This is a genomic window from Streptomyces chumphonensis, assembly GCF_014779715.1.
Classification (GTDB): domain Bacteria; phylum Actinomycetota; class Actinomycetes; order Streptomycetales; family Streptomycetaceae; genus Streptomyces; species Streptomyces chumphonensis.
In genome coordinates this window covers 345,070-362,380 of sequence record NZ_JACXYU010000003.1, presented here as the reverse complement: position 1 = coordinate 362,380, position 17,311 = coordinate 345,070, and the positions used below count along the sequence as shown (strand labels likewise).

17 protein-coding genes are annotated in these 17,311 nt (G+C 74.7%); 9 read left to right on the top strand and 8 right to left on the bottom strand.

Features of this window, described 5'->3' with window-relative positions; all coding sequences use genetic code 11:
• Nucleotides 1-24: 24 nt before the first annotated feature.
• Entirely contained in the window at nt 25-1,245 is a 1,221-nt protein-coding gene (locus IF129_RS09375; RefSeq protein WP_191209053.1) for an FUSC family protein, read from the bottom strand.
• A 177-nt stretch (nt 1,246-1,422) separates the two neighbouring features.
• Nucleotides 1,423-1,812, bottom strand: a complete 390-nt coding sequence (locus IF129_RS09370) for an ArsR/SmtB family transcription factor (RefSeq protein ID WP_191209052.1) — start codon at nt 1,810-1,812, stop codon at nt 1,423-1,425.
• Between the two features lie 96 nt (nt 1,813-1,908).
• On the opposite strand from IF129_RS09370, the gene IF129_RS09365 reads away from it, so the two are divergent.
• Nucleotides 1,909-3,885, top strand: a complete 1,977-nt coding sequence (locus IF129_RS09365; protein ID WP_191209051.1) for a heavy metal translocating P-type ATPase — start codon at nt 1,909-1,911, stop codon at nt 3,883-3,885.
• A gap of 190 nt (nt 3,886-4,075) precedes the next feature.
• Here IF129_RS09365 and IF129_RS09360 read toward each other — a convergent pair whose 3' ends face one another.
• From IF129_RS09360 to IF129_RS09350, 3 genes are all read right to left on the bottom strand, one after another.
• Nucleotides 4,076-4,975 carry a hypothetical protein gene (locus IF129_RS09360; RefSeq protein WP_191209050.1) on the bottom strand — a complete coding sequence of 300 codons (900 nt, stop codon included), beginning with the start codon at nt 4,973-4,975 and terminating at the stop codon, nt 4,076-4,078.
• Nucleotides 4,972-6,249 (bottom strand): glycosyltransferase family 4 protein, encoded by a 1,278-nt coding sequence (locus IF129_RS09355; RefSeq protein WP_191209049.1) that lies wholly within the window; start codon nt 6,247-6,249, stop codon nt 4,972-4,974. Before IF129_RS09355 ends, IF129_RS09360 begins: the two co-directional genes overlap by 4 nt.
• Before the next feature lie 389 nt (nt 6,250-6,638).
• Complete coding sequence (locus IF129_RS09350) at nt 6,639-8,093, bottom strand: FAD-dependent oxidoreductase (protein ID WP_191209048.1); 1,455 nt, start codon at nt 8,091-8,093, stop codon at nt 6,639-6,641.
• A 100-nt stretch (nt 8,094-8,193) separates the two neighbouring features.
• Here IF129_RS09350 and IF129_RS09345 point away from each other — a divergent pair, with 100 nt between their 5' ends.
• Nucleotides 8,194-8,568 (top strand): RNA-binding S4 domain-containing protein, encoded by a 375-nt coding sequence (locus tag IF129_RS09345; RefSeq protein ID WP_191209047.1) that lies wholly within the window; start codon nt 8,194-8,196, stop codon nt 8,566-8,568.
• A gap of 14 nt (nt 8,569-8,582) precedes the next feature.
• On the opposite strand, the gene IF129_RS09340 is transcribed toward IF129_RS09345, so the two are convergent.
• Nucleotides 8,583-9,440: a SigB/SigF/SigG family RNA polymerase sigma factor gene (locus IF129_RS09340; RefSeq protein ID WP_191209046.1), complete on the bottom strand. Its 858-nt coding sequence runs from the start codon at nt 9,438-9,440 to the stop codon at nt 8,583-8,585.
• Between the two features lie 752 nt (nt 9,441-10,192).
• Between IF129_RS09340 and IF129_RS09335 the strand changes: the two genes are divergently transcribed.
• From IF129_RS09335 to IF129_RS09315, 5 genes are read left to right on the top strand one after another with little or no spacing between them, the layout of a single operon-like run.
• The gene (locus tag IF129_RS09335; RefSeq protein WP_191209045.1) at nt 10,193-11,740 is read left to right on the top strand and encodes a sensor histidine kinase; all 1,548 of its coding nucleotides are present in this window, start codon (nt 10,193-10,195) and stop codon (nt 11,738-11,740) included.
• Nucleotides 11,727-12,146 (top strand): roadblock/LC7 domain-containing protein, encoded by a 420-nt coding sequence (locus IF129_RS09330; RefSeq protein ID WP_191209044.1) that lies wholly within the window; start codon nt 11,727-11,729, stop codon nt 12,144-12,146. The genes IF129_RS09335 and IF129_RS09330 overlap by 14 nt, the downstream gene beginning before the upstream one ends.
• A complete protein-coding gene (locus IF129_RS09325; RefSeq protein WP_191209043.1) occupies nt 12,143-12,499 on the top strand; it encodes a DUF742 domain-containing protein in 357 nt (118 codons plus the stop codon). The genes IF129_RS09330 and IF129_RS09325 overlap by 4 nt, the downstream gene beginning before the upstream one ends.
• The gene (locus IF129_RS09320) at nt 12,480-13,088 is read left to right on the top strand and encodes a GTP-binding protein (protein WP_191209042.1); all 609 of its coding nucleotides are present in this window, start codon (nt 12,480-12,482) and stop codon (nt 13,086-13,088) included. Before IF129_RS09325 ends, IF129_RS09320 begins: the two co-directional genes overlap by 20 nt.
• A complete protein-coding gene (locus tag IF129_RS09315) occupies nt 13,085-14,371 on the top strand; it encodes a cytochrome P450 (RefSeq protein WP_191209041.1) in 1,287 nt (428 codons plus the stop codon). The genes IF129_RS09320 and IF129_RS09315 overlap by 4 nt, the downstream gene beginning before the upstream one ends.
• Here IF129_RS09315 and IF129_RS09310 read toward each other — a convergent pair.
• Nucleotides 14,331-15,572: a cytochrome P450 gene (locus IF129_RS09310; protein ID WP_191209040.1), complete on the bottom strand. Its 1,242-nt coding sequence runs from the start codon at nt 15,570-15,572 to the stop codon at nt 14,331-14,333. The genes IF129_RS09315 and IF129_RS09310 overlap by 41 nt on opposite strands.
• A 159-nt stretch (nt 15,573-15,731) precedes the next feature.
• Here IF129_RS09310 and IF129_RS09305 point away from each other — a divergent pair, with 159 nt between their 5' ends.
• Both IF129_RS09305 and IF129_RS09300 read left to right on the top strand, forming a co-directional pair.
• Nucleotides 15,732-16,094 (top strand): DUF427 domain-containing protein, encoded by a 363-nt coding sequence (locus tag IF129_RS09305; RefSeq protein ID WP_191209039.1) that lies wholly within the window; start codon nt 15,732-15,734, stop codon nt 16,092-16,094.
• 233 nt (nt 16,095-16,327) lie between these two features.
• Entirely contained in the window at nt 16,328-16,495 is a 168-nt protein-coding gene (locus IF129_RS09300; RefSeq protein WP_191209038.1) for a hypothetical protein, read from the top strand.
• A gap of 30 nt (nt 16,496-16,525) precedes the next feature.
• On the opposite strand, the gene IF129_RS09295 is transcribed toward IF129_RS09300, so the two are convergent.
• Nucleotides 16,526-17,248 carry a phosphatase PAP2 family protein gene (locus IF129_RS09295; protein WP_318153641.1) on the bottom strand — a complete coding sequence of 241 codons (723 nt, stop codon included), beginning with the start codon at nt 17,246-17,248 and terminating at the stop codon, nt 16,526-16,528.
• Between the last annotated feature and the right edge of the window lie 63 nt (nt 17,249-17,311).

The window sequence follows — 17,311 nt, the reverse complement described above, 5'->3', positions numbered from 1 at the left end:
GCGTTCAAGGAGTGACGCGCGGGCTCAGGCGTCGGCACGGCGGCCGGGGCCGGACCCCCGGCCGCTCCCGGTGGTACCCGGCACCGAGCCGGAGTTCTCCGGAGGGTCGAGCAGCAGGGCCTCCAGGATGCGGCGGGCGTCCAAGACGAGGGCGCCGAAGAGCACCATCGTCTCCGCGCCCCGCGCGCCCTCCCGCTCGGCCAGGTCGCGCAGCGCGTCGTGCACGCGCCGCGCCTCCTCCACGGCCTCGCGCAGCTCGGTCCGGTCGGCCTCGGGGTCGTCCCCGGAGACCAGGCGGCCGTGGGCGGCGCAGGCGTCGGCGACCCGGTGCAGGAAGGTCGCGTAGAGGGTGGTGGCCTCGGAGTCGGGGCGGCCGCTGATGCGTTCCTCGTCCGCCGCCTCGGTGAGGGTGCGGGTGAGATCGCCGAGGTGGTCGCTGACGCGCTCCAGCACCCACACGGTGTGCTGCCGCGGGCCCTCCGGCCGGCCCCGCCGGGCCCGGCGGCGGGGATTGAACCACCGGCTCTCCCGGTCCCAGGCGAGGGTGGACCGCACATCGGTGATGAGGCCGGGGACGCGGCGGGCCCGCTCGTCCCAGTGCCGGGCCTCGCGGTGCGTCCACGCCTCCTCGGCCAGTCCGTCCGCGACGGTCTCCAGCACCTCCCGCACTTCCCGCACGACGCCCTGCACCGCGCTCTGGGCGCTGCGCAGGTACATCGGCGGGAACACGAAGAGGTTGACGGCCACGGCGATGGCCGCGCCGAGCAGCGCCTCCAGGACACGGGCTCCCGCCGCGTAGGCGCTGGGCTCGCCGTAGCTGAGGGTGAACAGGGCCGCGGTGGCTCCGTAGACGCCCTGCGAGCCGAGCCGCGGCCAGTTGCCGAGGACCAGCAGGACGGGCAGCACGATCGCCATGGCCAGCAGTTGGCTCGGGACGGCCTCCCCGACGAGTGTGGCCAGTACCGTGCCCAGGGTGATGGCGAAGAGCTGCTGCCACCCGTGGGTGAGGGACCGGTAGACGGTCGACTGGCTGAGGACGACGGCGACCCAGGGCGCGATGACCGGCATCGGCAGTCCCAGGCCGTCGGCGACGCCCCAGGCGAGCAGGGCGGCCAGCGCGGCCTTCAGGGACTGGACCAGCAGGTCGCGCTCGCGCCCCGGCCCCGTCGCGGCCCGCCGCGCCGCCCGGCCGACCGCCAGGACCTCGCCACGGACCGACGCGGTGATCAGACGTGCTCGTGTCATGGGGACCGGGTTGCCCGTCCGGCCGATCGCACGCCTGCCGGACCGCGGCCGGTCCCCGGGCGTCAGGGCCCGCCCTCTCCTGCCGGGGGCGGACGGCACCGGTACCGGCATCCCCCGTCGCGCCCCGGGGGACGTCGTGGTCGGGGGTGACGCAGGGGCCGGTGGCGATACCCCGGTTCAGCGGCCGCCGGTGGCGGAGGCGGACTCACGGGCGGGGGTGTCGTGCAGTCCGAGGCGCAGGTGCTCGACGTGGTAGAGCGCCTGGTCGAGGAGTTCGGCGACGTGGTGGTCGTAGAGGGAGTAGACGATGCTGCGGCCCTGGCGTTCGCCGGTGACCAGGCCGAGGTTGCGCAGGAGGCGGAGCTGGTGGGAGCAGGCCGAGTTCTCCATGCCGACGGCTGCGGCGAGGTCGCCGACCGAGCAGGGCCCTTCCTGGAGGCGGGCGAGGATGTGGAGCCGGGAGGGTGTGGCCAGGGCCTGGAGGGTGGCGGCGACGTCGGCGGTGCCGACCGCGTCAAGGCGTTCGCGGGTGCTGGCACTGCCCGTGGTGTCGCGTCCGTGGCCCATGCGCTCCATCATAGCGACGACACATGAAGACCTATTCAGATATTCCTGTACGGTGGGGGCGTCGTCCTCGTCCCGCCCGTGAAGGGTTGTTCTGCCATGTCCTTCGTCCTGGACCAGCGGTCCGCGCCGCCCGCCGACGGGCGGCCTCCGTCCCGGCCCCGGCGCCGCACCCGTCTGCTCGCGCTGCCGGAGGCGCGGTGGGCGCTCGCCTCACTGGTGCTGTTCCTGCTCGCCCTGCCGATCCACCTGCTGGACGGCCCGGGCTGGTTGTCGGGGGCACTGTTCGCCGCGACGTACGCCACGGGCGGGTGGGGGCCCGGGTGGGAGGGGCTGAAGGCCCTCCGGGGCAGGACACTGGACGTGGACCTGCTGATGGTGGTGGCCGCCCTGGGGGCCGCCGCCATCGGCCAGGTCCTCGACGGTGCGTTGCTGATCGTCATCTTCGCCACCTCCGGTGCCCTGGAGGCGGTCGCCACCGCGCGGACCGCGGACTCCGTCCGCGGCCTGCTCGACCTCGCCCCCACCACCGCGACCCGCCTGCCGTCCGGCGGCGGCGAGGAGACGGTGAACACCGGGGACCTGGCGGTCGGCGACATGATCCTGGTCCGTCCGGGCGAGCGCGTCGGCGCCGACGGACAGGTCGTCGACGGCGCGGGCGACGTGGACCAGGCCACGATCACCGGTGAGCCGCTGCCGGTGGCCAAACAGATCGGTGACGAGGTGTTCGCCGGTACCGTCAACGGCACCGGCGCCCTGCGGGTACGGGTGGAGCGGGACCCGTCGGACTCGGTGATCGCGCGGATCGTGAAGATGGTCGAGGAAGCCTCCGAGACGAAGGCGCCCACCCAACTCTTCGTCGAGAAGATCGAGCAGCGCTATTCGATCGGCATGGTCATCGCCGCCCTCGCCGTCTTCGGCATCCCCCTCGCCTTCGGTGACACGCTCGACGCGGCGCTCCTGCGGGCCATGACGTTCATGATCGTCGCCTCGCCGTGTGCGGTGGTGCTGTCCACCATGCCGCCGCTGCTGTCCGCCATCGCCCATGCCGGGCGCCGGGGCGTGCTGGCGAAGTCCGCCGTCGTGATGGAGCGCCTCGGCCAGATCGACACCGTCGCCCTGGACAAGACCGGCACCCTGACCGAAGGCACCCCCTACGTCACCGACATCCGCCCGCTGCCCGGGAGCGGTCTCGACGCCACCGCGCTGTTGACCCTGGCCGCCTCGGCCGAGCACCCCAGCGAACACCCGCTCGCCCGCGCGATCGTCGCGGCCGCCCGCGACCGCGGCCTGCGACCGTCCGGCGCCGCCGACTTCACCTCCACGCCCGGCCACGGCGTCACCGCCACCGTCGACGGCCACACGGTCACGGTCGGCGCCCCCGGCCGCCTCCTCACCGACGCCTCCCACACCCCGCACCGTGCGGCCGTGGCCGCTCTGGAGGACGCGGGACGCACCGCCGTGACCGTCCTGTCCGACGGCACGCCGGTCGGCGTGCTCGGCATCGCCGACCGGCTCCGGCCCGACGCGGCGGCCACCGTCGCCGCCCTCACCCGCCTGACCGGGCGCACTCCCGTCCTGCTCACCGGCGACAACGAGCGCGCCGCGGCGCATCTGGCCGCCGAGGTCGGCATCACCGAGGTCCGCGCCCACCTGCTGCCCCAGGACAAGGCCGCCGCCGTCAGGCAGTGGGAGGCCCAGGGCCGCTCTGTGCTGGTCGTCGGCGACGGCGTCAACGACGCCCCCGCGCTGGCCGCCGCGCACTGCGGCATCGCCATGGGACGCGCCGGCTCCGACCTCGCCCTGGAGACCGCCGACGCCGTCGTCGTCCGCGACGACCTGGCCGCCATCCCCTCCGTGGTCCGGCTCTCGCGCATCGCCCGCCGTCTGGTCATCCAGAACCTGGTCATCGCCGGGACCTTCATCGCCGCCCTCGTCGCCTGGGACCTGATCGGCACCCTCCCCCTCCCGCTCGGCGTGGCCGGCCACGAGGGCTCCACCGTCATCGTCGGCCTCAACGGCCTGCGCCTGCTGCGCGAAGCCGCCTGGCCCCGCCTCACCGAGGACACCGCATGAGCGGCGACCGCCGCACCGGGTCGGGCTCCGCGACGCACAGCGCCCGCGCCGCTCCCCGCCGGTCGTCCGCCGATGGCGGGACCAGAGGCGGGCAGGCATCCCGGGAGCCGACCGGCACCGCGCTCCGGCGGGCTCGGTGCCGCCCGGACGAGCGCCGGGTCAGCGGGCTCATGTCCGGGGCCGTGATCGTTCAGCCGTGCCGACGTTCCCCGAGGCCGTGGACCTCCACGGAGAGGTCGCCGGCGCCGGTGTAGGCGAACGCGGCGGTGCGGTTCCGGGCGACCCGCACCGCCGGGTAGCGGTAGACAGCGCGCTTGTCGGGGACGTCGTCCAGGATGCGGGCGAGGCGGACGGCGTCGGCGCGGCCCCCCGCGCCGTCCGGGCGCAGCCACAGCTCCCACTCGGTGCGGTCCCGCTCCGCGGGCTGGCGACCGGCGAGGTCCGCGAGGTCCAGCCGGGCGGTGACGTGCGGGCCCTCCCGCGTGACCGGCACGGTCAGCGCGGGGGCGTCCAGAGCACGTGCGCGAGCCTCCAGGCAGGCGGCGTCGGTGAGTTCGGCGCCCAGGAGCAGCGCCTCCACCGTGCCGGTGTGGTCGCGGAGATGGATGCGGCCGGCCTCGGCGTGGGGCCAGCGCAGCCAGGTGCGCACGGAGAGGTTGCCGTACTTGGTGGTGTAGGGCAGGCACACCGCCCCCTCGGTCCGCCGGGCGCGGCCCGCGTCGTCGGCGAGCGTCCGCAGGTCGTTCACCCCGGGCCGCAACCGGATCCGCTGGGACTCGCCCCGCGTGACGTGGGCGTCCCAGCGGCCTTCCGCCAGGCGCAGGGCCAGCGGGAGGGTCCCGGTGAGGGAGCCCCCGCCGGGGGATTCGGTGAGGGGCAGGTGCACGCTGTCGGCGGCCGTGTCGCCGCCGCGCCGCTGCAGCAGGAGCGTCTCCCACCGGCCGCCGGCGGGCGGCACGGCGACGGTGAACGTGATGTCGCCCGCCTCGTCGGACACGCAGTCGGCGTGCGGGGCGGGCGGGGAGCCGGGGTCCGCGGAGCGCCCCGGCTCGCGGCCCGTGTCGTCGTCGGTGGTCAGCGAGAGGGTCATGCGGCGGATCCTTTGCTGCGGGTGGCGGCGCGGGCCCTGCGCAGGCCGTCCCGGGCGGTGAACGCGGTACTGAGCAGGGCCCCGCGGGCGCGGTGCGCGGTGGTGCGCGCGGTGCCCAGCCGGGCGCCGCGTCCCCGGCGGGAGGCCAGTTCGGTGAAGAGGTCGGTGTAGCGCTCGGCCACGAGCGCGGGGTCGTAGCGGCGGGCGTTGTCCCGGGCCGCCGCGCCCATGCGGCGGCGCAGGTCGTCGTCGTCGATGAGTTCGAGCAGCCCCTCGGCGATGGCGCCCACGTCGTTCATGGTGACGAGACGGCCGTCGACGCCGTCCTTGATGATCTCGGCCGGGCCGTGCGGGCAGCGGGTGGCCACGACGGGCAGGCCGCAGCGCATGGCTTCGACGATGGTCATGCCGAAGGCCTCCAGGCTGGAGGTGGACGCGGCGATGGAGCCCTTGCACCACTCGGACTCGATGGGGTGCGCTGCGCCCATCAGGAAGGCGTGGTTGTAGAGGCCGAGGCTGTCGATGCAGTCGCGCAGCCGATCGCGCTGCGGTCCTGCGCCGTAGATGCGCAACCGCCAGTCGGGACGCTCGGCGACGACCCGGGCGAAGGCCCGCAGCAGCAGGTCGTAGCGCTTGGCGGGGGCCAGCCGCCCCGCCGCGACGACCCACTTGGCCCCGGGGTCGGCGGGTGCGACGGCCGGTTCCGGCACGCCGTTGGGCACCGCCTCCACCCGGACGCCGGGCAGCCGCATCCGGCTGCGGTAGTCGGCGGCGTCGGTCTCGGTCACGGTGGTGAGGGCGTCCAGCCGGGGGTAGGCGTCGCGAAGCGTCAGTCGGAGCCTGCGGGAGTGGCAGGCCAGCGTGAGGTGTTCCTGGCCGACGAGTACGGGTCCGCGCGGCGCCCGCAGGGCGAGCAGGGTGTTGAGCCCGGGACGGGTGCCGACGATGACGTCGGCGTCGCAGGTGCGCAGGTACTCCTCGATGCGGGCGTCGGTGAGGGCGCTGTAGCGGGTGTAGTGGCCGTCGGCCCTCGGGTAGTGCCGGGAGGGCCTCTGGTGGTCGGGGTGGTCGTGGTCGGGGCTGTCGGGGCGCAGGTCGACGAGGTGGCGCAGCCGCACTCCGGGGCCGGGGTCGAAGACGGTGCGGTCGCGGTGCCGGAAGACCGAGACGACCTCCACGTCGTGCCGGCCGGAGAGGGCCTGCGCGGAGTTCAGCGTCGTGCGGATCGTCCCGCCGATGCCATAGGCGTGGTGGATGAGAATGGCGATGCGCATGGGTCGGTGTCCTCATGTCCTCGGGGCACGGGGACGTGCGGCGCGTCCTCGCGCCGGACGTCCCGGCCGCCGCTCGGCGGGGCTGCGGGCACCGGCGGCGCGGACGGCCTGCCGCGACATGCCCGATAAGTGCCTTAAGCCCCTTTTCAGACTGTAATGCTCAGGACGTCATCCGTCCGGTTGCCCGGCGGGGCGTGTCCGGGAGCGGTCCGTCGCGGAGGCGGTGCGGCGGGGCGCGGCGGCGCGGGGCATGAGGATCCTTCCCTCGGTGTTCGGCGGTCCGCCCCGGGTGTCCCGGAGGCGGCGGCCCGGGGCGGGTACCCGGAAACGCCGAGGTATGCCCGCCGTCCCCCGCCCGCGTGCGGAGGAACGCGGCGCACGACGAGCGGTCAGCCGCGCACCGCCCGGCGGACGGCCGTCGTGGCCTTGCGCGCGGCGACGAGGACCGGGTCCCACACCGGGGAGAAGGGCGGCGCGTATCCGAGATCGAGCGCCGTCATCTGTTCCACGGTCAGTCCGGCCGTCAGCGCCACCGCCGCGACGTCCACCCGCTTCCCCGCCCCCTCCCGGCCGACGATCTGGACGCCCAGCAGTCGGCCCGTGCGGTGCTCGGCGAGCATCTTGACGTGCATCGGGGCGGCGCCGGGGAAGTAGCCTGCGCGGCTCGTGGACTCCACGGTGACCGCCACGTGGCGCAGCCCGAGGTCACTCGCCTGCCGCTCCAGCAGCCCGGTGCGGGCGATCTCCAGGTCGCAGACCTTGCTCACGGCGGTCCCGACGACCCCGGGGAACGTCGCGTAGTCGCCGCCGACGTTGGCCCCGATGACCTGGCCGTGCTTGTTGGCGTGCGTGCCCAGGGCGACGTGCCGGGTGCGCCCGGCGACGAGGTCGAGCACCTCCACGCAGTCCCCGCCGGCCCAGATGTCGCGGTGGCCGCGGACCCGCTGGGTGAGGTCGGTGAGCAGCCCGCCGGAGTCGCCGACCGGAAGACCCGCCGCACGGGCGAGCGCGGTCTCCGGGCGCACCCCGAGGCCGAGGACGACGACGTCGGCCGGGTACGCGGTGCCGTCACCGGTGACGACCTCGGTGACGTGCCCGTCCGCCGAGGCGCGCAGAGCGGTGACGTCGGCGCCCGTGACCGTGGTGATGCCCATGCCCTCCATCGCCTCGCGGACCAACACGCCCATGTCGGGATCCAGGGTGTTCATGGGCTGCTCGGCCTGGTCCAGCACGGTGACCGCGTACCCGCGGCGGACGAGCGCCTCGGACATCTCCACCCCGATGTAGCCCGCCCCGATGACGACGGCCTCCCGCCGCCGACCGGAGGCGTGCCCGGCCCGGCCCCCCTCAGGTCCCTCGGCCTCCGCCGCCTCCTCGGCCTCCAGGGCGTGAAGGAGGGCGCGCCCTTCGTCGAGGGTCTGCACGCCGTGCACCCCGGCGGCGTCGACGCCGGGCAGGGAGGGGCGCACGGGACGGGCTCCGGTGGCCAGCACGAGGTGGTCGTAGCCCAGCCACTCCTCCCCGGAGGGGTCCGCCTCGGCGCCGGACGGGCGCAGCCGCACCCGCCGCCGCTCGACGTCCAGCGCGGTGGCCTCGGTCCGCATGCGCACCTCCAGACCCCGCCGGCGGTGCTCCTGGGGCGTGCGCACGACGAGGTCCTCGGCCCGACCGACGTCACCGGCCACCCAGTACGGAATGCCACAGGAGGAGTAGGACGTGAAGTCCCCGCGCTCCAGGACGACGATCTCCAGTTCGTCCGGGGCGCGGAGCCTGCGGGCGTGGGAGGCGGCCGCCATGCCCGTCGCGTTCCCGCCGATGACCACCATGCGCTGCGCGTCCGCCATGCCGTCCGTTCCCTCCGTAGCGTCGCCGACCTGCGCGGTAACCTGCCCGCCGGGGCCACGGGCATGCCCGTACCGCCCCGGACGGCCGTAGAGTCGGGGTATGGCGGCAGACGAGGGACCCGTGCGGGTCGACAGCTGGATCTGGTCCGTGCGGCTGGTCAAGACGCGGTCCCTGGCGGCCTCCGCCTGCCGGGCGGGGCACGTCAAGGTCAACGGGGAGCGGGCGAAACCGGCGCAACCGGTGCGCCCCGGCGACGAGGTACGGGTGTGGCACGCGGGCCGGGAGCGCGTCGTGGAGGTGGTGCGGGTGGTGCGCAAACGGGTCGGGGCTCCCGTCGCCGTACAGGCCTACGTGGACAACACACCCGCACCGCCGCCCATGGAGCAGTTCGTGGCCGCACCCCGGAGGGACCGGGGCGCCGGGCGGCCGACCAAGCGGGACCGCCGCGAACTCGACCGGCTGCGGGGCACGTGATCGCGGACCCCGTGTCAGCCGCGCCGGGTCCCGGTGACGCCCGGGGCGGCGTCGCCCGCCGGCGCGGACGGCGTCACCTCGGCCTCGACCTCGCGGCGGATGCGCTGGCAGGTGGAACTGATCAGGCGGGAGACGTGCATCTGCGAGATGCCGACCTCGGCGGCGATCCGGCTCTGTGACATGTCGCAGAAGAAGCGCAGGTAGAGGATGCGGCGTTCGCGCTCCGGGAGCTTGCGCAACCTCGGCTTGACCGACTCGCGGTAGATGACGCGGTCGTACCCGGGCTCGCAGTCGCCGAGGGTGTCGGCGCGGGTGAAGGCGTCCTCGGCGTGCGGGTAGGGCGAGTCCAGGGAGAGCGTGCGATAGCTCTCCAGGGCCTCCATGCCCAGTTGCACGTCCTCCTCGCTCAGCCCGGTGTGCTCGGCGATCTGGGCGACGGTGGGGCTGCGCCGGTCGAGGGTGAGGCTCAGCTCCCGTCGGCTGGCCCGCACCTTGTTGCGCAGTTCCTGCACCCGCCGGGGGACGTGGAGGTCCCAGAGGTTGTCCCGGAAGTGCCGGCGCAGTTCGCCGACGATCGTCGGCACGGCGTAGCTCTCGAAGGCGCAGCCCCGTCCCGGGTCGTAGCGGTCGACCGCCTTGACGAGGCCGAGGGCGGCGACCTGCTGGAGGTCCTCCAGGCTTTCGCTCCGGTTGCGATAGCGATGGGCCAGGCGGTAGGCCATGGGCACCCAGGCCCGCACGATCTCCTGCTGCAGCCGCTCGCGCTCCGGGCCGGGCGGCAGGGAGGCGAGCCGCTCCAGGTCACCCGCCGTGTCGGGCGCGTCGTCATGAGGGTGGCGGGCGCGCTTCGTTCGGGGAACTACGGTGCTCATCTGCTTCGCTCTCCCAGTGACACGCTTGGCGACGGTGGTGGGCGGGTGACCGCGGGAGCAGGCACGCGCAGGTCGTTGTCGGCGGAGTCCGGGCAGATCGCGGACGACCGAGGGCGGTCACCCCGCGTGGCGACGGGCGGGCCTCCGGGCCGAAGCCCATTCCGTCGTTCCTGCACGCTCTGTGACCGGACCGTGCCGCCGGCCGTCTCCTCTTCAACTCTGCGTCGGGGTCCTGGCGACCGCAAACGCAGGTAGCGCGTCGCGGTCGAGTCCCGGACCGCACCACCCGGACGGCGGCGCCGTCCGGGGCGCCGGCCGGGGCGCCGGCCCGGCCGCATCGTCGGCCCGATCGGAAGACGGCCGGAATTCGACGTATCCGATCAGGTGTGGAACCCGTCGGAGGCGGTAAGAAGAACAGTGCCCGTCCGGTGTGCATCCCCCGTCGCACCGGGCGGGTTTCCCGCGTCCGGAGCCGCCCGGCGACGCGGTGCGACCAAGGCCGGGGCACGGGTGGACGACCGGGGCGCGGATACCACAGCGACCACTCCCGGGGGCGGCGAACCGTCCCAGGTCACTCGTGGGTGCGAGCCCTTCCCCGAGCCCACTCCCCCGCCGCACGGCGTGACTAGCATGACTGCACAGCGTGGTGCCCGGATCACGTTCGGTCGCGGTGGTGACCGTCCCCTCCGCACCGCGCGCGGACCCCGCGACACCGCTGCGCGTTCCGCCGTTCCAGCTACCGAGGACCGAGCATGTCAGTGCCAGTGACCACCCGTCAGCAGCTCGAACCCGCGCGGCCGGGGCTCCTCGCCGGGGTCGGGGCGCTGGCGGTGACCGCCGTGCTGGGCACGGCGGCCACCCTCGCCGCGCCCGAGTCCGCCCGGCCGTGGACGGCGGGAACGGCGGTCGTCGCCGGGGCCGCCGTCGCGGTGCTGGCGTGCGTGGCGGCCGTGACGGCCCACCGGTCGGGCCGGGCGGCCGCGACGGCGGCGGCGGAGATCGAGCGGCTGCGCGGGCGGCTGGCCCAGGCGGGCGCCAGGGCCGCACGGGCCTCGGACGACGTGGCGGAGCTCGCCGACGTCATGCTCCCGGCGGTGGTGCGGCAGGTACGTGACGGTGCGTCGGCGGGCACCGCGCTGCACCGGGTGCCCGGGCCCGGCAGCCCGCAGCTGGACCGGCTGCTGAAGCGGTGCGCCGAGGAGATCGCCGTCGGCGAGCGCCGCAGCGCGGCGGCCATGGCCGCCGCGGTGAAGGCCGTCGACCGGGTGCAGGCCCAGGCCAACACGATCCTCGCCCAGCTGAGGGACATGCAGGATCGTTACGACGAGGACGTCCTGGGCGACCTCATGACGGTCGACCACCACACCTCGCAGCTCAGTCTGCTCGCGGACCGGCTGGCCGTCCTCATGGGCGGCACGTCCAGCCGGCAGTGGAACAAGCCGATCGCCATGGAACGCATCCTGCGCGGCGCGGTGGGCCGCATCGCCGCCTACCCGCGCGTGCGGCTGCACTGCACGAGCACGACCGCGATCGCCGGGTACGCGGCGGAGGGCGTGATGCACGCTTTGGCCGAACTGATGGACAACGCGACGAACTTCTCACCCCCGACCGACGAGGTGCACGTCTACGTGGAGGAGCGGACGGCGGGGCTCGTCGTGACCATCGAGGACAGCGGCCTGACGATGGCCGACGCGGCGCTGCGCCGTGCCGAGGAGTCCGTCTCGGGCGGCTGCACGGATCTCGCCGCGCTCCAGGGCACCCGCCTCGGCCTCGCCGTGGTCGGCCGCCTCGCGGCCAAGCACCGGCTCACCGTCAGCTTCCGGCCGTCCTCACGCGGCGGCACCGGTGTCGTCGTGCTGGTCCCCCAGGAACTCATCGCCCAGCCGCCCCTTCCCGGACCGGCCGCCACCGTGCCGGCCCCGGCGGCGGCTCCCGCGGGCGAGTGGGACGCGGACCCCGCACCGGGGCGACCGCGCCCGCCGGGCCCGCCGAGCACGCCGTCCGCACCGGCCGACGGAGGCGACGGGGGCGCGGGCACCGTACTGCCCAAACGGCAGCGGGGCCGGACGCTCGCGGCCTCACCCGGCGCCCCGGCACCGCAGTCGGGCTCCCCGCCCCCCGCGATCCCCCCGGCCTCGCCGACCCCCCACCGGCGACCGCACGCCGACGCGGGAAGCCGCTTCAGCGCCTTCCGCGACGCCGGACGGCCCCCCTCGTCCCCCCTGACCGGATTGGAGGCACGGGACGCGTCGCCGCACCACCGAAGCGACCGCCCCGGGAACCACGATGCAGACGACTGACCGCGGCCTGGACTGGCTGCTGGAGAACCTCCTCACCCGTACGCCCGGTGCCCGACACGCCCTGGTCCTCAGCCGGGACGGCCTGAAGCTGTGCTGGAGCGATCAGCTGACCGTCGACAAGGCCGACCAGCTCGCCGCGATCGCGTCGGGCATCCAGAGCCTGGCGCACGGTGCGTCGATCGAGTTCGGCGACGGCACCGGCGGGGTCCGGCAGTCGATGACGGAGTTCCACGGCGGGCTGCTGTTCATCGTCGAGGCCGGTGCGGGCGCCCACCTGGCGGTGCTGGCCGCCGACGACGCCGATCCGGGCGTCGTCGGGCACCAGATGAGCGAGCTGGTGGAACAGCTGGGCGCGCATCTCAGTGCCGCGCCCCGGCGGGCCGACGAGGAGATCCGGACGGTATGACCGGACGGCCCGTCGACCTCGGTGAGCCCGACCGGCTGTACACGCTCACCGGTGGGCGCCACCGGTCGGACGACGCGTGCCTCGACCTCGTCACCCTCGTGGTCAGCGAAAGCGATCCGGCCCCCGGGATGACCTCCGAGCACGTCCGCATCCTGGAACTGTGCCGACGGCCGACAGCGGTCGTCGAGGTCTCCGCCGACCTGCGCCTGCCGGTGACGGTCACCCGCATCCTGCTCGGCGACCTCCTCGCGACGCGTCGGGTCACCGCCCGTCACCCACGACCGGTGCCCCGCGCCACGCTGCCGGACTCCACACTGCTGAAACAGGTGCTCGATGGACTCCACCACCTCTGACCCGGCCCTGCGGGCACCCCTGGGCCCGGCGGCCGACACGGGGCTGAAGATCGTCGTGGTCGGCGGTTTCGGCGTGGGCAAGACCACGCTCGTGCGTTCGGTGAGCGAGATCAGGCCGCTGAACACCGAGGAGGTGCTGACCCAGGCCGGGGTCGGCGTCGACGACCCCTCCGGGGCGGCGGGCAAGAACACGACCACCGTGGCGTTCGACTTCGGCCGCATCACCCTCGACGCGCGCCTGGTGCTGTACGTCTTCGGCGCGCCCGGCCAGAAGCGCTTCTGGTTCCTCTGGGAGCGGCTGTTCGGCGGCACGCTGGGGGCCGTCGTCCTCGTCGACACCCGGCGCCTGGCCGACTCCTGGTACGCCATCGACCGCCTCGAACACCACGGGACGCCGTTCGTGGTGGCCGTGAACCGCTTCGCGGAGGCGGTGCCGCACGGCCTGGCGGACGTGCGCGAGGCGCTGTCCCTCTCCGCCGACGTGCCGATGCTCGACTGCGACGCCCGGGAGCGGGCGTCGGCCACGTCCGTGCTCATCGGGCTCGTCAACCACCTGTACGACCTGTCCACGGCCCGGGAGACGACGTGACCGACCCCAAGACCGCCGAGCCCGCCGCGGCTCGACCCCAGTGCCCGGCCCGGTCGGAGGCGACGCGCCTGAGCGGCCTGGAGTACCGGCAGTCGCCCGCCGAGCTGTACCGGGGGCTGCGGCGGCGGCACGGCCCGGTGGCCCCGATCCTGCTGGACGGCGACGTGCCGGCCTGGCTCGTCCTCGGATACCGGGAGGTGCGCCACGTCACCAGCCACGACGAGCTGTTCGCGCGCGACTCCCGGCGCTGGAACGCCTGGCCGGCCATCCCGGCCGACTGGCCGCTGCTGCCGTTCGTCGGCCACCAGCCCTCGGTGCTGTTCACCGAGGGCGCGGAGCACCAGCGCCGCGCGGGCGTCCTCAGTGACGCGCTGGGCGGAGTCGACCAGTTCGAGCTGCGCACCACCTGTCGACGGATCGCCGACACCCTGATCGACGTGTTCGCCGGGCGCGGCGCGGCGGACCTCAAGGCGGCCTTCGCGCACCCGCTGCCGATGCTGGCCGCCGTCCAGATGTGCGGGATGCCACCGGGCGGCGCGGACACCGCCGGTCTGGCCGAGGACCTGCGCATCTCTCTGGACGCCGCCGAGGACGACGACCCGGTGGCCGCCTTCGGGCGGGTGCGGGAGCGCATCCAAACGCTGGTGCGGGCCAAGCGGGCCGCACCGGGCGCGGACGTCACCTCGCGGATGCTCGGGCACCCGGCGGGCCTCGCCGAGGAGGAGATCGTCCAGGACCTCGTCTCGGTCATCGCGGCAGCGCAGCAGCCGACGGCGAACTGGATCGGCAACGCGTTGCGGCTGATGCTCACCGACGACCGCTTCGCGCTCGACCTGACCGGAGGCCGGCTGAGCATCGATCAGGCGCTGACGGAGGTGCTGTGGCTGGACACCCCGACGCAGAACTTCATCGGGCGCTGGGCGGTGCGGGACACCCAGCTCGGCGGCCGGCTGATCCGCGAGGGGGACTGCCTGGTGCTCGGCTTCGCCGCGGCCAACACCGACCCGCGGATCTGGCCGCAGGGCCACGTGGGGGCGGCCGGCAACTCCGCCCACCTCTCCTTCAGTCACGGCGAGCACCGCTGCCCCTACCCGGCCCCCCAGTTGGCCGAGGTGATCGCCCGCAGCGCGATCGAGGCGCTGCTGGAGCGGTTGCCCGACGTCGTCCTCGCGGTGGGGCCCGGTGAACTGCGCTGGCGGCCGTCGGTGTGGATGCGCGGACTGACCGCCCTGCCCGTGCGGTTCACTCCCGCGCCGTCCGCGCGGATCGGCTCGCCGGGGTGAAGCGGACGGGGAGCCGCGCGGGACCCCGCGTGAAGACGCCCCGCTCCTGCGGCGTGTGGCCGGGAGCGAGGCGCAGGTCGGGGAGCGCGTCGAGGAGGAGGTTGACGCCGGTCTCCACCTCCGCCCGGGCCAGCAGGGCTCCGACGCAGAAGTGGCGGCCGAGGGCGAAGGCGAGGTGGTCGGCGGCGGCCGAGAAGGCGCGGGTGGTGGTCAGGTCGTCGCGGAAGATGTCGAAGGTGTCCGGGTGCGCGTAGCGGTCGGCGTCCCGGTTCGCCGCACCGATGAGGCAGGTGACGGTGGAGCCCCCGGGTATGGTGCCGCCGGCGATGTCGACGTCGGCCGCCGTCTGCCGCATGATCATGTGGACCGGCGGGGTGTAGCGCAGGGTCTCGGCGAACGCGCGGTCCACCAGGGTGCGGTCGGCCCGGACGGCGGCGAGTTGTTCGGGGTGGGCGAGCAGGTTCGCGAACAGGGAGGCGACGGCCTTGTCGGTGGTCTCGCCCCCGGCGGCCAGCAGCAGGCTGCAGAACGCCTTGATGTCCTCGTCGCTCATGCGGGTGCCGTCGACCTCGGCGGCGCAGAGGGCGGAGAGCAGGTCGTCACCGGGGTTCTCCCGGCGGGCGGCGATGACCGGGAACAGGTACTCGGCGAACTCGACGCGGGTCCGCTCCCCCGCCGCCGTGACCTCCGGGTCGCCGGAGAGGTTGCCCAGGAACGCGATCACCGAGGTGTACCAGCCGTGGAACCGGGCGTGGTCGGCCCGGTCGAGGCCGAGCATGTCGGCGATGACGCCCACGGGGAAGCGGGTCGCGAACTGGCCGACCAGGTCCGCCTCCCCGTCCTCGCGGAAGCCGTCCAGGAGCTCGCGGGCGTTGCGTTCGATGACGGGGAGGAACCTCTCCCGCAGGTCGACGCCTCGGAACGCCGGGGCCACCAGGGCGCGGCGCACGGCGTGCTCCCGGCCGCTGAGCTGGAGGATCGTCCGTCCGTGCACGGGCTCGACCTGCCAGCCGTAGTTGTCCGTGGTGAAGACGGGGTCCTTGAAGGCCCGTTCCACGTCGGCGTAGCGCGAGAGGAGGTAACTGCCGGTCGCCTCGTGCCGGATGAGCGGTGCGTGCTCCCGCATGAGCCGGTAGGCGGAGTAGGGGTCGGCCGCGAAGGCGGGCGACAGGATGTCGGGGACCTGCGGTGCGCTGTCCATCGTGCTCCCCACGTCGAACGGGCCCTTCGTGCAAGGCTATTGACGCGTGCCCACCGCGAACAGGGCGCGTGCGGGCCTCCCCGGTCCGGCCGGTGTGGTCCCATGGCGGGGTGGGCGCGCGGCGGTGCGCGTACCCGTCCGGCACAGCAGGGAGGCGTCATGAGCACAGCGGGGCACCACGGGGGCACCACGGGCGGCGGGCATCGCATCCGCGTGGAGCGGGGCGACCGGCACGTGCGCGTCGAACTGGGCGGGCGGGTCGTCGCGGAGAGCCGGCGCCCCGTGCTGCTGCACGAGACGGGGCTGCCGGTGCGCTACTACCTGCCGCCGCAGGACGTCCGGACCGAGCTGCTGGAGACGTCCACCACCCGCACCGTGTGCCCCTTCAAGGGGACGGCGTCCTACTGGTCGCTGCCCGGCGGGGAGCGCGACGTCGCGTGGGCCTATCCGGAGCCGCTGCCCGAGGTGGCGGACATCGCGGGCCTGCTGTGCTTCTACGCCGCCGAGGTGGTCGGGGACTGAGCACGGCCGCCCGGCCTCCCGGCCTCCCGGCCGGGCGGCGTGGCCTGTTTCCGGACAAACGGCACGCCGCCGGGGACGCGTCCCTGGCCGAAGCGGCCGCGCCCGTCTACCGTGGACCGGTCAGTACGTCCTCCCACGACCGAGGAGGGCACGGTGAACTGTACGAATTGCGGGGCTGTGGTGATTCAGGGACCGGACGGGGGATGGGCGTGCAACAACTGCGGAGCCAGCGGATGAACAGCCCGCTGCCCGCGCCGTCCATGCACTGCGCGCACTGCGGCAGCGTCGTGTTCGAGGGGCCGAGCGGCGGCTACGTGTGCGGGCAGTGCTACCACACGGTCGAGCCGCCGCCCCACCCCGAGCGCGGCGCCGTCGGCCGGAACGGCTCGCGGGGGCGGTAGCCCTCGCGAGCCGTTCCGGCGGTGGGGACCTCAGCCGGTCCGCTCCTCGAAGGCCGGGCCGGTCGCCGTCGTCTTCGCCTCCGGCGTGGGGGCGGTGCCCCGCGTCCCCGGTCGGCGGCGGTGCGGGGGCAGGAAGGGCACCGCCGTGGCCGCTGCCACGGCGCCGCCGAAGAGCCAGCCCGCGATGACGTCGGCCGGCCAGTGGACGCCGAGGTAGACGCGGGTGAACCCGACGCCGAGCACGGAGACCGCGGCGAGCGCCCAGAGCACCGCCCGCGGCCCCCGGCGTCCGGCCCGGGGCCCCCGCAGGGCGAGGACGAGCAGGACGGCGCAGACGATCGTCGCCGTCATGACGTGCCCGGAGGGGAAGGCGTGGAAGTGGGCGCTGTCCACGGGGTCGGGGAAGACGGGTCGGTCCCGGCCGACGAGGGCCTTGAGCGCGTTCTGCGCCGCGAAACCGGCCAGGGTGGCGGTCGCGACCCAGGCGGCGGCCCTGATCCTGCGGCGCACCAGCAGCACGGCGGCGGACGCGGCGGCGAGCAGTCGCATCGTGACCGGATCCCAGACCCAGTCGGTGAGGACGCGGTTGGCGTGCGTCCAGCCCGGCTCACCGACGGCCGTGCGGTGCAGGGCGGTCACGACCGCCCGCTCGGCGTCCCACAGGGGACGCCAGCCGGTCAGGACGAGCAGGAGCAGCACCAAGCCGGCGAGGGTGAGGGCCGCGGCGTACCGCAGGAGACGTCGGGGGCGCACGGGTTGCTCCTCCCGTTGGTCGCGTCGGGGACGGACTGACCGTCGATGGTAACTCCGTGTCGC